This is a genomic window from Microbacterium sp. BR1 (assembly GCF_002812725.1).
Taxonomy (GTDB): Bacteria; Actinomycetota; Actinomycetes; order Actinomycetales; family Microbacteriaceae; genus Microbacterium.
Window position 1 is genome coordinate 22,252 of record NZ_NMUN01000007.1, and the last position, 14,919, is coordinate 37,170.

Below are 14,919 nucleotides of genomic sequence, written 5' to 3' on the forward strand. Positions count from 1 at the left end.
GGAGGCTCACATGAGCCAGCACGATCATTTCCCTGAATCTGTGGACCGAGACGATCAGGCCGCCGCGTCCGCTACGACGCCTGTCGCGCACAAACACGCCGCGATGGACCACTCCGCGCACGGCGATGACGAAGCGCCAGCTTCGGGGCACTCGGGGCACGGTCACGCGGACCATGGCGACCACGCCGGTCATGGCGGCCACGCCGGTCACGCCGGTCATGGCGGCCACGCCGGTCACGCCGGTCACGGCGACCATGTGGCAAGGTTCCGCCGGCTGTTCTGGATCATGCTGATCCTCGCCGTCCCGGTGGTGGGATTCTCCACGATGTTCTCCATGCTGATCGGCTACCCCCTCCCGGACATCGCATGGGTGGGGTGGGTGTCCCCGGTCCTGGGCACGGCCATGTACGTGTGGGGCGGTGCCCCGTTCCTGACGGGCGCCATCGGTGAGCTCCGCGCCCGCAAACCCGGCATGATGCTGCTGATCGCCCTCGCGATCACTGTCGCATTTGTCGCCTCCTGGGGTGCGAGCGTGGGGCTGCTGCACCACGAGCTGGACTTCTGGTGGGAGCTAGCGCTCCTGATCGTCATCATGCTCCTGGGCCACTGGATCGAGATGCGATCCCTAGCCCAGACCACTTCCGCTCTGGACTCCCTCGCCGCCCTCTTGCCGGATGAGGCCGAGAAGGTCGACGGCGACAGCACCGTCACCGTCGCCCCCGCAGACCTGCAGGTCGGAGACGTCGTGGTCGTCCGACCCGGCGGGCGCGTGCCGGCGGATGGCCGGATCGTGCAGGGCTCGGCAAGCATGGACGAGTCCATGATCACCGGCGAGTCCCGACCGGTGCGACGCAGCGACGGGGACCCGGTGATTGCCGGGACCGTAGCCACCGACTCTGGGGTCCGAGTAGTGATCACGGCGGTCGGTGAGGACACCGCCCTCGCTGGGATTCAAAAGCTCGTCACCGAAGCGCAGAACTCCTCCTCCCGTGCGCAGCGTCTCGCAGACCGCGCCGCAGGGTGGTTGTTCTGGTTCGCGCTCGGAGCCGCGGCCATCACCGCCATCGTGTGGACCGTCGTGGGACAGCCCGATATGGCTGTCGTGCGCACCATCACCGTGCTGGTAATCGCGTGCCCCCACGCCCTGGGGTTGGCGATCCCACTGGTGGTGTCCATCGCCACCGAGCGCGCCGCCCGCGCCGGCGTACTGGTCAAGGACCGACTGGCGCTGGAGAGCATGCGCACCATCGACACGGTCCTGTTCGACAAGACCGGCACCCTCACCAAGGGCACCCCCGCCGTCACTGCCATCCACCCCATCGACGGCACCAAAACGGACGAACTGCTTGCTCTGGCGGCTTCCGCCGAGATCGACTCCGAGCATCCCCTCGCCCGCGCGATCGTCAACGCCGCCCACGAGAAGCAACTCGCCATCCCTCGCTCCAGCGACTTCGCGTCGTCACCCGCGGTCGGCGTCCGCGCGCTCGTAGACGGGCGCATCATTCAGGTCGGCGGCCCGTACCTTCTCGAGCAGGAAGAAGCGACCGAGCTACCCATCGCGGACGAGTGGCGCGATGAAGGCGCGATCATCCTCCATGTCCTCATCGACGGGACGGTGGCGGGCGCCTTGCGGCTCGCGGACGAGATCCGCCCGGAATCCCGAGAAGCCATCATCGCGCTGCAGGAACGCGGCGTTCACGTGGTCATGATCACCGGGGACGCGGAAGCCGTCGCCGCGTCCGTGGCCGCCGAGCTCGGCATCAACCGGTACTTCGCCGGCGTCCGCCCCGAAGACAAGGCCTCCAAGGTCAAGCAGCTGCAAAGCGAAGGCCGAAAGGTCGCGATGGTGGGCGACGGAGTGAACGACGCCCCCGCCCTCGCCCAAGCCGACGTCGGAATCGCGATCGGCGCGGGCACAGACGTCGCCATTGCTTCCGCAGGCGTAATCCTCGCCAGCGACGACCCCCGGTCGGTGGTCTCAGTGATCGAGCTGTCCCGAGCCAGCTACCGCAAGATGACACAAAACCTATGGTGGGCAGCCGGCTACAACCTCATCTCCGTCCCCCTCGCCGCCGGCGTCCTCGCCCCGATCGGGTTCGTACTGCCTATGTCTGTCGGCGCGATCCTGATGTCGCTGTCCACGATCGTGGTAGCCCTCAACGCCCAGCTGCTGCGGCGGCTGGACCTCAATCCGGACGCCGTCATCAACAAAAAGTAGGCCGGCACCGGCAAGGGGGTCAGCTGACTCATCTCGTCCCGGCCGGGGGCTGGCTTGCCGCTCAGCCCCCGGCCGTCGCGTCAATCCCGGACGTGTTCGGGCGCGACGCACCGCGTCGGTTGGATCTGCACCGAAGCCGTGATGCACCCGTCTGAGCCGAGGAGACACGGCATCGTCGCGCTCATCGTGAGTCGTCCGTCCTGATGACAGTCCGCCAAGTGTTGCCAGCATCCGTGGTGACGCGGACTCCGCCGCCATCAGCGATTGCTACAGCGCCGTCGAAACTGACGGAGATCGCGGCGGCCTCCCCGATGGCTTTCCCGACGGTGTTCCAGACCACCCCTTCCATCGTGCTGCCAGCCCATATGGTGCCGTCCGTAGCGACTCCGATGATGCCCTCTTCCACCGTGGGATCAGCGGCAATGACCAGAAGGGAGGGTGAGTCTGCGACGTTCGCGAAGGTGAGTCCAGCGTCGCGGCTGACCATCAAACCGTCCGGGGTGGTGGCGGTGACCACCCAGGGATTCATGGCGTCGATGCTGATGTCCCGCGCCGTCAGCGACCCGATGTCCGTCCACGTCTGCCCGGCGTCGATGCTTGCCGCCAAAACAGGCCGGTCCGAGGGCAGCCCGAGGAGGAAGTCCGGCGCGGCGGGGGTGGCGGCGAGCATATGGAAGTCGGTGACTCCTGCCAGGGAAACTTGCTCCCAGCCCGTGTCGGTGTGCCGGACCAGGCCGATGTTCGGCGCAATGAAGGTGTCGTCTTGATTGTCCGGGGCGGGGTGGCCAGAGGCGACGAGGGTGCCCGCCTGTACCGTGAGGCCCATTGCATCAAAACTGACACCTCCGACCAGGGACACCTCCTCTGAGGTGGGGTCGACCCGGTACGCGCCGGTATGTGCGCCTACCAGCAGCGCACCGTCTGCGTCGAAAGCAACGTCGTGGACGTGCGGGATGAGATCGAGCGATGTTGCACCGTCGGGCGCCGCAGCACACGCGGCGGTTGTGATGGTGAGTGTCGTGGCCAAGCCGATTGCGGCGAGGGTGCGTGTAGTTGTCTTCATAGTTGCGTTCTCCCTGAGCCAGGGGCCGGCCGTCGGGTGCGGCCAGCCCCTAGCGGTCAGAGCGTCGCGAGAATGTCCTCCATCGTGGTGATTTCTGTGGTCTGCGAAGCGATGATGGCCTCAGCGAGCGCGAGGACATCGGCATTCCCACCGTTGTCGACCTCGGACTGCGCCATCTCGATCGCTCCCTCGTGGTGGACGATCATCTGCTCCAGGAAGAGGCGGGACGCCTCCGCCCCGGTGGCGTCTTCGAGGGCCTGCATGTCGGTTTCCGACATCATCCCTCCGTGATCCATCCCGCCCATGTCACCCATTGGCGTGCCCCACTCATCAAGCCAGGACTCCATCAGCTCGATCTCCGGGCCCTGCGCGGCCTTGATCTGCTCAGCCAGCGTGATCACGCGCTCGTCGATGTTCTCCTTCGCCAGGATCATGTCGGCCATCTCCACGGCTTGTTCGTGGTGCGGGATCATCATCATCGTGAACTGCATGTCGGCGTCGTTCACGTCGGCCGCCGTAGATGCGGAAGCCGATGAGCCCATTCCGGGCATGTTGTCCATTCCACCTGCGCCGGTGGTGCCGGCACAGCCGGCGAGAGCGAGCAGTGCGGTCAGGGTAATTGCAGCGGTCGCCGCGGCACGGTTGTTCATTGGTTCTCCTCAGTCGTCTGTGTGGCGCGCACGGTCAGGATGACCGCGCGCAGAAGCTCAGCTGACCTTCATCGGGTCAGCGAACAACCTTCACGTACGACTGATACAAAGAACGAGAAGAGACGGTGGTCGCGGTATCGCCGCTTGAACGGCCGCCATAAGGGGGCCGGCCCGGCCGAACGCGACACCCCAGGAGATACCGGCGCGAGGCAGCAGGAACAGCAGCGACACGACCAACAGGGCCAACACGCACGCCATCGCGAGCATGGCGTCATGCCCACCGCAGCCCGGGCAGCCATCGTCGGCCGGCGGCGCATCATGGCCGTGAGCGGCGCCGACTTCCTGCAGGGACACGGCGGCGACAGGCTCCGCGTGCACGGCAGAGGAAGTCAGCACGTGCATGGCGAGCAGCCCGACGATCAGCGCGGCAGTGAGCGCGATGAGCAGCAGCACAGATCTACCCAGCCCGTGCGGGCTACGGCGCAGATACCGCGCGAGAGCGATCACCGAGATCTCACCTCCTACTTCGATGGTAATCGTCCCTCCCGCCCCGCGCTCGGCGTGCGAGCAATCCGTTCTCAGGGCCGGGGTTCTCGCCTCGCTGCTGCGGCGCACGCCGTCTACGTCGACGCCGGGGGCGGGGAAGGCCGCTGGTGACCACGAAAGCTGATGGCGGCGTCGTCGCCGCAGCGTCGATCAACAGGTCGCTGAAGCGTCGGCCAACAGGTCAAGCGCCCTGAGCCACCCCGCTCACAAATGGCGTCAGGAGTCCTGCTTAAGCGGGTCGCCTGTGATCTATCAGGACATCTCTGACTATAGAACTGACGGAGGTTGTTGACAGCCGGGTCTTCCAGTTGGGAGGAAGACTTCATGACATCAACTCTGTCCGCGTCTGCGTTGCGAGCTATCGAGCGACGGGCCAATCACAAGCTCGCCGTCCTGCGTCACGTCGAGGAAGTCAGCGGGAACGTCGCGGCGAGCTGCCGCTACTTCGGCGTGAGCCGGCAGGCGTACTACGCCTGGCTCAAACGCTACGGGGCGGAAGGCTTCGAGGGGTTGAAGGACCGCTCCAGCGCCCCGCACCACTCACCGACCGCGACGGACGCGGAAGTCGTGGAGAAGATCCTCTGGCTGCGTCAGCAGTATCACTTCGGCCCGGCGAAGATCACGATGTATCTGAAGCGGTACCACGACGTCACCGTCAGCGCGTCCGGTGTCTGGCGGATCCTGAAGAAGCTCGGCCTGAACCGCCTCCCAGCATCGCAGCGATACAAACGCACGGAGACCCGCTGGAAACGCTACGAGAAGCAACGCCCAGGCCATGCGCTGCAGGTCGATGTGAAGTTCATCGAGCCGCTCGGGCAGACCGGGAAGAAGAAGCGCTACTACCAATACACCGCCATCGACGACTGCACCCGCTTGCGCGTGCTGCGGGCCTACCCGACGCACGATCAGAAGACAGCGATCCGCTTCATCGATCACGTGCTCTCGAGACTGCCGTTCCAGGTCGAGAAGGTTCAGACCGACAATGGCAGCGAGTTCGGGCAGTCGTTCCACTGGCATCTGCTCGACAAAGGCATCGGGCACGTCCGCATCCGGCCGGCCACGCCCCGCCTCAACGGCAAGGTCGAGCGCTCGCACCGCATCGACTCCGAGGAGTTCTACCGGCTCCTCGAGGGGGAAGTCATCGACGACGTCAATCTCTTCAATGACCGACTCCAGCAATGGGAAGACCACTACAACTACGATCGACCACACGGAGCCCTCGCCGGTAACACACCCTACGAACGGCTCAAACAGAAAACCCGAGACCCACTGTCATAGGCCTCCGTCAGTTGCACACTTAAGCGGGTCGCCGAAGACCGTGCGCGTGACAACAATCTGACAACAACTGAACGAAAACGACCTGATTCAGTCCATTCGAGCACAATTGAAATCCGCATGTTTTCAGGGTTTTGAACAAAGGACGACATGCTGCCACTAGCCTTGCGTGGGTTCGAGCCCCACGGGGCCCACCGTTGACCTTCAGACCGCCGGAGCCCGCCCCAGAGTGCTTCTTGCGCGCGACGACTCGTCTGTGCTACGCGTTCCGGTTCTCCCCACGCCTCGTGTCGCCGCGCAGCAATTCCGGACTCGGTGTAACAATTCGACGCCGCGTGCGCCCGGTCTCTCAGGCTGCCGCAACAATAGAGGGGCACCTGCCCACAGCATCCGGGCACATCCCCTCGCCTTGGAGGCATCTCATGTCGCGCTCCCGCCTGCTCACCCTCGCCGCCGGAATCGCGGTCGCCGCATTCGCCCTCGCGGGGTGCTCGAGCGCGACAGGCGCCGACCCGTCCGCTGAGCCGGATGCCGGATACGTGACGCCGGGCAAGCTGACGATCGCTACCGGCGACATCGCCTACTACCCGTACGTGATCGACGACGACCCGGCGTCCGGTGAGGGATTCGAGGCCGCCATCGCCTACGCCATCGCCGACAAGCTCGGCTTCCAGGCCGAGGACGTCGAGTGGGTGCGTACGAGCTTCGAAGCCGCGATCGCGCCCGGCCCGAAGAACTTCGACTTCAACATCCAGCAGTACACGATCACCGACGAGCGCAAGCAGGCCGTGGACTTCTCGTCGCCCTACTACTCGGCCAGCCAGGCGATCGTCGCCGTCAAGGGTGGCGCGGCGGACGGCGTCGACTCGATCGACGGACTCAAAGACCTCGTGATCGGTGCCATGGCCGGATCCACCAGCGCGTTGACCCTCGATGAGGTCGTTCAGCCCACGAGCGCGCCGCAGCTGTTCGGGTCGAACGAAGATGTCGTGGCCGCCCTGAACGCGGGGCAGATCGACGCCTTCGTGATCGACCTGCCGACCGCCTACCTCGCGACCGCGATGTACATCGAGGACTCGTTCATCGTCGGAGAGCTTCCGGCCGGAGGAATCCCGGATGAGTGGGGCGTCGTGCTCTCGAAGGACTCGCCCCTGACCGACCAGGTCTCGGCCGCGATCGACGAGCTGCGCGAGGACGGAACGCTCGCCGCGATCACGGACGAATGGCTCGGCGCGGGCCAGGGCGTCACCCTCCTGCAGTGAGTGCGCCGCAGTGACCCCGCCGAACTGAGGACGCCGCGATGAATCCTCGCGGCATCCTCCGCTCGACCTCCGATACCGTCGAGCCGTGAGCGCCCACTCCCCCAGCGAGCTCGAACTCGAGCGCAGAGCCTTTCGCGCGCGCCAGTCGCGCCGTTCGGTGCTGGTCGCGATCGCCTCGTCGATCGTGTTCGCGATCATCGTCTGGGCGACCGTCATCAACACCCCCGGGTGGGCCGGGGTGCAGCGGGCATTCTTCGATCCGGCCATCGCCTGGCAGGCCCTCCCCGCCGTGTGGGCGGGGTTCCTCCTGAACCTGCAGGTGCTGGGCCTGTCGCTCATCACGGTGCTGATCGTCGCCATCGCCATCGCGTTGCTGCGCACCCTGCCGGGCCCGGTCTTCGTTCCGCTGCGTGCCCTCGCCGCGGCGTACACCGACGTCTTCCGCGGCCTGCCGTTCATCATCGTGCTGTACCTGGTCGGTTTCGGCATTCCGACGCTCGTCAACGAGCGCATCCCCGTGATCTATCTCGGCACGCTCGCGGTGACACTCACCTACTCCGCCTATGTGTCCGAGGTCATCCGGGCCGGAATCGAATCCGTGCACCCCTCGCAGCGCCTCGCCGCGCGTGCGCTCGGGCTCGGCTACGGCCAGACGCTCCGCCGCGTCGTGCTCCCCCAGGCCTTCCGCCGGATCACCCCGCCGCTCATGAACGACTTCGTCGCGATGCAGAAGGACGTCGGCCTCATCTCGATCCTCGGCGCGACCGACGCCGTGCTCGCCGCCAAGATCGAGGGCGCGCAGACCTACAACTTCACGCCGTACATCGTGGCCGGCATCCTGTTCATCCTGCTCGCGATCCCCACGATCCGCCTGACGGACTGGTACGCGGCTCGGCTGCGCGCCCGTGAGCAGAGCGGGGTACTTCTATGAGCGGAGTACTGCTGTGACCGCGCTGCTGTCGGCGACCGACCTGTGGAAGTCCTTCGGTGACGGATCCCAATCGAAGGATGTGCTGCGGGGCGTCTCGCTCGAGCTGGCGAAGCACGAGGTGGTCGCCGTGATCGGGGCGAGCGGATCCGGCAAGTCGACCCTGCTGCGCTGTCTGGATCTGCTCGAGCCCATCGACGACGGCCGGATCCTGCTCGCGGGCGACGACATCTCAGACCCGCGCGTCGACGCGAACCGCGTGCGGTCGCGCCTCGGATTCGTGTTCCAGGGCTTCAACCTGTTCCCGCACATGTCGGTGCTCGACAACGTCACGCTCGCCTCGCGGGTCACGCGGCGTGAGAGACGAGCGGATGCCGAGGCTCGCGGCCGCGCGATCCTCGAGCGCGTCGGACTCGCCGACAAGGCTGCCGAACACCCCGACCGGCTGTCGGGCGGTCAGCAGCAGCGCGTCGCGATCGCCCGGGCCATCGCGACCGACCCCGAGGTCCTGCTGCTCGATGAGATCACGTCGGCCCTCGACCCCGAACTGGTCGGCGAGGTTCTCGAGCTGGTGCGGGCCCTCGCCGAAGAGGGCACGACGATCCTGATGGCAACGCACGAGATGGCTTTCGCACGCGACGTCGCGCACCGCGTGCTGTTCCTCGACGAGGGGCGCGTACTCGAGCAGGGCACGCCCGCGGAGGTCCTCGGCGCACCGCGCGAGGAGCGGACCCGCGCGTTCCTCGCCCGCTTCACCGGGTGATCGGCTTAGGCGAGCGAGAAGATGACCTCGACCTCGACCGGGCTGTCGAGCGGCAGCACCGGCACGCCGACCGCCGATCGGGCGTGGCGGCCGGCGTCGCCGAAGATCTCGCCCAGCACCTCGCTCGCACTGTTCACGACGCCGGGCTGGCCGAGGAAGTCGGGGACGGATGCCACGAACCCGGTGACCTTCACGACGCCCGTGAGCCGGTCCACGCCCCCGGCCGCCGCGGCGGCGGCGGCGATCGCGTTGAGCGCGCACAGACGCGCATACGCCTTCGCATCCGCAGCGGGAACCAGACCGTGCCCATCGCCGACCTTCCCCGCCGCCGGGAGCTGGCCCGAGACGAGCGGCAGCTGACCAGCGGTGAAGACCAGGTCGCCGTGGACCTTGGCGGGCACGTAGGCGGCGAGGGGCGGTACGACATCGGGCAAATCGATGCCCAGCTCGGCGAGTTTCGCGGAAACGCTCATGAGATCACTGTCCTTCGAATTGACGGGATGCTTCGGCCGCGGCGGCGAGACCGGCGTTGCCCGAGGCATCCGCTCCGCCGACGGGACGCTTGAGGTAGGCGACGAGGCCACCCTCGGGGCCCGCAACGACCTGGACGAGCTCCCAGCCCTGCTTGCCCCAATTGTTCAGGATCGCTGCCGTGTTGTGAATCAGCAGCGGAGTAGTGAGGTACTCCCAGGTGGTCATCGCACTCCCGAGATCGCGGTGGTCGGATCGTTTCCGAACGGGAGGCGCGCGCGACCGTTTCGGTCATCGCTCAGCTAACTCCCTTACGATCAACCCTATGCCTGATAAGAATCGGACGGCTACGGGCGTGCTCGGCGGGATCGCCGGCCTCGTAGGCCTGAGCGCAGTCGCTGGTCTCTTGGTGACCGCCACCGTTACGCCGGCCATCGCCGTATCGGGCGCCGCGGCGTCGAGCGCGATCACGATGTTCGACAACATGCCGAGCTACCTCGAGATCGACGATCTGATGCAGCAGAGCGAGATCTACGCGAAGCAGAGCGACGGCAGTGATCTTCTGCTCGCCCGGTTCTACGACCAGAACCGCCTGCCCGTCACCTACGAGCAGATCGCGCCCGTCATGTTCGACGCGATCCTCTCGAGCGAAGACCCCCGCTATTACGAGCACGGTGGCGTCGACCTCATCGGCACGACGCGCGCGCTGCTCAGCAACGCGCAGGGCGGCCAGACGCAGGGTGGGTCCTCGATCAGCCAGCAGTACGTCAAGAACGTCCTCGTGCAGAAGTGCGAGAAGGAAGCGCCCACACAAGAAGAGCTCGCCGCGTGCTGGGAGAAGGTCACCCTGGCCAAGGGGATCGAGGGCTATCAGCGCAAGCTGCAAGAGATGCGCTACGCGATCGCGCTGGAGCAGCGCTACTCGAAGAACGATGTCCTGCTCGGATACCTCAACATCGCCAACTTCGGTGGCACGACGTACGGAATCGGCGCCGCCGCCCAGTACTACTTCAGCGTGAACGCGTCGGATCTGACGCTGTCGCAGGCCGCGACGCTCGCCGGCATGGTGCAGAACCCCAACACGTACCGCATCGACAGGCCCGAGCGTGAGACCAACGGCGCCGCGGACGGGTACGCCGTCACGACGGACCGTCGTAACTACGTCCTGCGCCAGATGCTCACCGAGGGCAAGATCACGCAGGAGCAGTACGACGCGGCGAAGGCCGAGGTCATCACCCCGGCGATCAACGCGACGGAACAGGGGTGCCAGCAGGCCGGCGGTGCCGCATACTTCTGCGACTACGTCCGGACAATCGTCCTGAACGATGTCGCCTTCGGCCAGACGCCCGAGGAGCGGAGCGCGGCTCTGCGCCGCGGTGGGCTGAAGATCTACACGACGCTCGACCTCGACCTGCAGTTCGCGGCAGAGAAGGCCATCTCGATCGTGCCGGCCACGCACCCGAACCTCGACCTCGGGTCGACCGGAGTCCAGCTCGAGGTGGGCACCGGGCGCGTGCTGTCGATGGTGCAGAACCGCAAGTACACGCAGGATGCGGACCAGTCGGCCGCTGACGCGGCGTATACGTCCATCAACTACAACACGCGGTACGTCAACGGTGGCTCGAACGGCTTCAACCCGGGATCGACCTACAAGCTCTTCACCCTCTTGAACTGGCTCGAGCACGGACACTCCGTGAACGAGGTCATCAACGGTCGGCAGCGCAACTTCACCGTGCTGACCGACTGCGACGGAGGCACTCAGCGCGTTTCTTCCGGCGAGATCAAGAACTTCGAGGGCGTCGGCGGCTACAGCGGCACCCCGATGAAGTTCACGGCGGACTCGCTGAACACCGGATTCCTCGCGATGAGCGAGAAGGTCAGCGTCTGCGACACGAACAAGATCGCCGATCGACTCGGCGTCGAGTACGCCAACGGATTCAAGACGTACATCGGCAACGAGAGCGACCCGAATAACACGGTCAACGTCCCCTACGACATCCTGGGCTCGAAGAACATCGCCCCCATCGACATGGCCGCGGCCTATGCGACCATCGCGAGCAACGGCCTCTACTGCCCGCCGAAGGCGATCGACGCGGTCTTCAACTCCGATGGCGAGGCGCTCCCCCTCCCGAACACCACCTGCAATCAGGTGCTGGATGGCTCCGTGGCGTCGACGGCCGCGTTCGCGCTCGCCGGCGTCATCAACGGCGGCTCCGCCGCGGCGTCCCGTCCCGGTGACGGTATCCCCGTGTTCGGCAAGACAGGCATCCACGAGCAGTTCCAGACCTGGATGGACGGCAGCAGTTCCAAGGTCACGACCGTCGTCTGGGTGGGGAACGTCAAGGGGCAGCAGCGCCTGGACCGCAACTCGGCCAACGGCTATTCCCTGTGGCGCATGCGTCACACCATCTGGCCTGCCATGCAGCGCGCCGCGAACGCCAAGTACGGCGGCGACGCATTCGCCAAGCCCGACTCCAACCTCACGCGCCAGGTGCAGATCGATCTGCCCAACGTCGTGGGCCAGCCGATCGACCAGGCGACGAAGACGCTCGAAGATGCCGGATTCTCCGTGATCGTCGGCGACGCGGTCGACGGTACTCAGGGCCCGGGAATCGTCGAGCGTCAGGACCCGGGTGCGGGTCGCGTCAGCGGTGGGACGACGGTCACCCTTTCGCCGAGCAACGGGCAGGGTCTCGCCGTGCCGAACGGATTGATCGGAACCAACCGTGGAGCAGCAGAGGCGGCGATCCGCGGCGCCGGGTTCGGTCGAGTCGACGCGATCTGCGAGGTGAACGCGGCGGCTGCGCCCGGTGATGGTGTCGTTTCGGCTGTCTCGCCTGGTGAGGGCACGATCGCGAATAGGAATACGCCGATCTCCATCACATACCAGCGCCCGAACTGCTCGTGACCTCGCGATCCCGCCAGGGCCTGCGCGCCCTGGCGGCCGCGGGCGCCATCGGTGCCGCAGCGTTCGTCTGGGGTGTCGGTATCGAGCGCTACCTGTTCACGCTGCGGCGCGCCGAGCTGGCGATCCTGCCCGCGGGCGCCGCACCGCTCCGGGTCCTGCACATTTCGGACGTCCACATGGCGCCGTGGCAGCGCCGCAAGCAGGCGTGGATCGCCTCGCTCGCGTCGCTCCGCCCCGATCTGATCGTCAACACGGGCGACAACCTGGGACACATCGATGGGCTACGCGGCGTGCGCGCGGCGTTCGCGGGCTTCCGCGGGACGCCCGGCTTCTTCGTCCACGGGTCGAACGACATGCACGCCCCGACACCGCGCAATCCGTTGCGTTACTTCCTCGGCCCGTCACGCAAGCGCCGCGCTGCCCCGCGACTCGATGTCGGCGCGATGGAGAACTACTTCACCGAGCACCTCGGTTGGACGAACCTGAACAACGCGGCCGGTTCGATCGATCTCTCGGGACTGCGGGTGGATGCGTTCGGTGTCGGCGACGCGCACCATGACGACGATCGGCTCGATCTGGTGCCGAGCATGGCCGCGAGCCTGCGCGAGAGAGACGAGGCACCGGCCGCGCTGACGATCGGTGTGGCGCATGCCCCGTACCGGCGCGTCCTCGATACCTTCACGGATGCGGGAGCCGACGCGATCTTCGCCGGCCACACCCACGGGGGCCAGGTCCGCCTCCCGGGCTTCGGTGCGCTCGTGGCCAACTGCGACATCCCCCTGAAGCAATCGAGGGGTCTTTCCGCCTGGACGCGACGTGGACGGACGGTTCCGCTCAACGTCAGCGCGGGCCTCGGCCATTCGATCTATGCGCCGGTCCGCTTCGCCTGCCGACCCGAGGCGACCCTGCTGACGCTCGTCGCTCGCGAATGACGCGGTTCTGGTCGGCCGACGAGTTCGGGTAGACTCGGAGGGTTGCCACGGGGTGTGGCGCAGCTTGGTAGCGCGCGTCGTTCGGGACGACGAGGCCGCAGGTTCAAATCCTGTCACCCCGACAGACGAAGGAGGGTCGCCAACAGCGGCCCTCCTTCTTCGTTCCTCCCCGACCCGAAGCTGGAGCTCGATGACCAACGCCACTGCGACGCCCTTTCCCACGGGGACGCCGAAGATCCGTCTCGTCGCCTTCGACCTGGACGACACGCTCGCGCCCTCGAAGAGCCCGATTCCGGACGCCATCGGCGCGCACCTGCTCGCGCTCGCGGAGCGCGTCGAGGTCGCGATCATCTCAGGCGGTCAGCTCGGGCAGTTCCGCACCCAGGTCGTCGAGCGACTTCCGGATGCCTCACCCGTCTCTCTGGCGCACGTGCATCTCATGCCCACGTGCGGCACGCAGTACTACCGGTTCGACGCGAGCGGCCAGATCGACACGATCTACGCCCACTCGCTGACCGACGATGAGAAGACGCGCGCACTCACGGCCGTCGAGGAAGAGGCACGGCGACTCGGGCTGTGGGAAGCGGAGCCGTGGGGCGACATTCTCGAGGACCGGGGTTCGCAGATCACCTTCTCGGCCCTCGGCCAGCGAGCGCCGCTCGAGGCCAAGGTGGCGTGGGACCCGACCGGCTCGCGCAAATCGGCCCTGCGAGATGCCGTCGCGGCGCGCATTCCCGACCTCGAGGTGCGCTCGGGGGGATCCACCTCGGTCGACATCACGCATCGCGGCATCGACAAGGCGTACGGCATGACGCGGCTCGCCGAGCACACCGGCATCGCGCTCGACGAGATGCTGTTCGTCGGCGATCGGCTGGACCCCGATGGCAACGACTACCCCGTGCTCGCGCTGGGTGTGCCGTGCCACGCGGTCGAGGGATGGGAAGAGACCGTCGAGTACCTTGACGCCCTCCTGCCCACACTGGCGCCGCGCGTCTGACGCCGCTCAACGCCCCCGCTATCGAGCGCGACCGCCCGCCGGAGCTATGCTGACGGCGTGGAACCACTCACCCTCGTCCTGATCGTCGCCGCCGTCGTCAGCGCCGCCTGCTGGATCTTGTCGCTGATCACGAAGGACACGTCGTGGGTCGACCGGATCTGGTCGATCGTGCCGATCGCCTACGTCTGGATCTTCGCCGGAGCAGCCCTGGCGGAGGGGAAGGATGCCACCCGCCTCGTGATCATGGCGGTGCTCGTCACCGCATGGGGTGCCCGGCTGACCTTCAACTTCGCCCGCAAGGGCGGGTACACCGGCATGGAGGACTACCGCTGGGCGATCCTGCGCGGGCGCATGAAGCCCTGGCAGTTCCAGCTATTCAACCTGTTCTTCATCGTCCTGTACCAGAACGCCCTTCTCGTTCTCATCACGTTGCCCGCACTGATCGCGTGTCAGTACGACGCGCCGCTCGGCGTGTGGGATGCCGTGTTCGCGATCCTCTTCCTCCTGCTGTTGCTGGGCGAGACCGTGGCGGACCAGCAGCAATGGAACTTCCATCGCGCCAAGGCGCGGGCGGGTGGCCGCTTCGGCGAGGGCTTCGTCACCGCGGGGCTGTTCCGCCTCAGCCGACACCCCAACTTCTTCTTCGAGCAGTCCCAGTGGTGGGTGTTCTACGCAATGGGGGCGACCGCGGCGGTGACGTCGGGGCTCGGCGTCTGGGGCGGCGCCATCAACTGGACGATCATCGGCGCCGTCCTGCTCACCGTGCTTTTCATCGGCTCGACGATCTTCACCGAGTCGATCTCGTCAGCGAAGTACCCGGCCTATGCCGAGTACCAGCGGACGACGTCGATGCTGGTGCCTCTGCCCCCGCGCAGGCGCTCGCCGGTCGTCGAGCGAGCGTAGCGA

14 protein-coding genes and 1 tRNA gene are annotated in these 14,919 nt (G+C 66.6%); 10 read left to right on the plus strand and 5 right to left on the minus strand.

The annotated features are described in order from the left end of the window. The first annotated feature begins 10 nt into the window (after window positions 1–10). Window positions 11–2,218, plus strand: coding sequence for a heavy metal translocating P-type ATPase (locus CGU35_RS11925; protein ID WP_198519581.1), 2,208 nt, complete (start codon window positions 11–13; stop codon window positions 2,216–2,218). Between the two features lie 181 nt (window positions 2,219–2,399). On the opposite strand, the gene CGU35_RS11930 is transcribed toward CGU35_RS11925, so the two are convergent. The 3 genes from CGU35_RS11930 to CGU35_RS11940 form a co-directional block, all read right to left on the minus strand. Further along, complete coding sequence (locus tag CGU35_RS11930) at window positions 2,400–3,281, minus strand: hypothetical protein (RefSeq protein ID WP_100811818.1); 882 nt, start codon at window positions 3,279–3,281, stop codon at window positions 2,400–2,402. 56 nt (window positions 3,282–3,337) lie between these two features. Continuing rightward, complete coding sequence (locus CGU35_RS11935) at window positions 3,338–3,931, minus strand: DUF305 domain-containing protein (RefSeq protein ID WP_100811819.1); 594 nt, start codon at window positions 3,929–3,931, stop codon at window positions 3,338–3,340. A 90-nt stretch (window positions 3,932–4,021) separates the two neighbouring features. Continuing rightward, window positions 4,022–4,384, minus strand: coding sequence for a DUF6153 family protein (locus CGU35_RS11940; protein ID WP_146047987.1), 363 nt, complete (start codon window positions 4,382–4,384; stop codon window positions 4,022–4,024). 378 nt (window positions 4,385–4,762) lie between these two features. Here CGU35_RS11940 and CGU35_RS11945 point away from each other — a divergent pair, with 378 nt between their 5' ends. The 4 genes from CGU35_RS11945 to CGU35_RS11960 all read left to right on the plus strand — a co-directional run bounded on the left by CGU35_RS11945 (window position 4,763) and on the right by CGU35_RS11960 (window position 8,705). Beyond that, window positions 4,763–5,755: an IS481 family transposase gene (locus CGU35_RS11945; protein WP_198519582.1), complete on the plus strand. Its 993-nt coding sequence runs from the start codon at window positions 4,763–4,765 to the stop codon at window positions 5,753–5,755. Window positions 5,756–6,174: 419 nt separating this feature from the next. Next, the gene (locus CGU35_RS11950) at window positions 6,175–7,014 is read left to right on the plus strand and encodes an ABC transporter substrate-binding protein (protein WP_100811822.1); all 840 of its coding nucleotides are present in this window, start codon (window positions 6,175–6,177) and stop codon (window positions 7,012–7,014) included. A gap of 85 nt (window positions 7,015–7,099) precedes the next feature. Beyond that, window positions 7,100–7,945: an amino acid ABC transporter permease gene (locus tag CGU35_RS11955; protein WP_100811823.1), complete on the plus strand. Its 846-nt coding sequence runs from the start codon at window positions 7,100–7,102 to the stop codon at window positions 7,943–7,945. Between the two features lie 13 nt (window positions 7,946–7,958). Next, the gene (locus tag CGU35_RS11960) at window positions 7,959–8,705 is read left to right on the plus strand and encodes an amino acid ABC transporter ATP-binding protein (RefSeq protein WP_100811824.1); all 747 of its coding nucleotides are present in this window, start codon (window positions 7,959–7,961) and stop codon (window positions 8,703–8,705) included. 5 nt (window positions 8,706–8,710) lie between these two features. Here CGU35_RS11960 and CGU35_RS11965 read toward each other — a convergent pair whose 3' ends face one another. Continuing rightward, window positions 8,711–9,178, minus strand: a complete 468-nt coding sequence (locus CGU35_RS11965; protein ID WP_100811825.1) for a RidA family protein — start codon at window positions 9,176–9,178, stop codon at window positions 8,711–8,713. Window positions 9,179–9,182: 4 nt separating this feature from the next. Next, window positions 9,183–9,404 carry a hypothetical protein gene (locus CGU35_RS11970; protein ID WP_100811826.1) on the minus strand — a complete coding sequence of 74 codons (222 nt, stop codon included), beginning with the start codon at window positions 9,402–9,404 and terminating at the stop codon, window positions 9,183–9,185. A 97-nt stretch (window positions 9,405–9,501) separates the two neighbouring features. Here CGU35_RS11970 and CGU35_RS11975 point away from each other — a divergent pair, with 97 nt between their 5' ends. The 5 genes from CGU35_RS11975 (at window position 9,502) to CGU35_RS11995 (ending at window position 14,916) form a co-directional block, all read left to right on the plus strand. Continuing rightward, the gene (locus CGU35_RS11975; protein WP_100811827.1) at window positions 9,502–12,084 is read left to right on the plus strand and encodes a transglycosylase domain-containing protein; all 2,583 of its coding nucleotides are present in this window, start codon (window positions 9,502–9,504) and stop codon (window positions 12,082–12,084) included. Further along, window positions 12,081–13,016 (plus strand): metallophosphoesterase, encoded by a 936-nt coding sequence (locus CGU35_RS11980; protein WP_100811828.1) that lies wholly within the window; start codon window positions 12,081–12,083, stop codon window positions 13,014–13,016. The genes CGU35_RS11975 and CGU35_RS11980 overlap by 4 nt, the downstream gene beginning before the upstream one ends. A gap of 48 nt (window positions 13,017–13,064) precedes the next feature. Further along, window positions 13,065–13,138: transfer RNA gene (locus CGU35_RS11985), tRNA-Pro, on the plus strand. A gap of 68 nt (window positions 13,139–13,206) precedes the next feature. Next, entirely contained in the window at window positions 13,207–14,013 is an 807-nt protein-coding gene (locus CGU35_RS11990) for an HAD-IIB family hydrolase (protein WP_100811829.1), read from the plus strand. 57 nt (window positions 14,014–14,070) lie between these two features. Continuing rightward, window positions 14,071–14,916, plus strand: coding sequence for a DUF1295 domain-containing protein (locus CGU35_RS11995; RefSeq protein ID WP_100811830.1), 846 nt, complete (start codon window positions 14,071–14,073; stop codon window positions 14,914–14,916). Window positions 14,917–14,919: the final 3 nt, after the last annotated feature.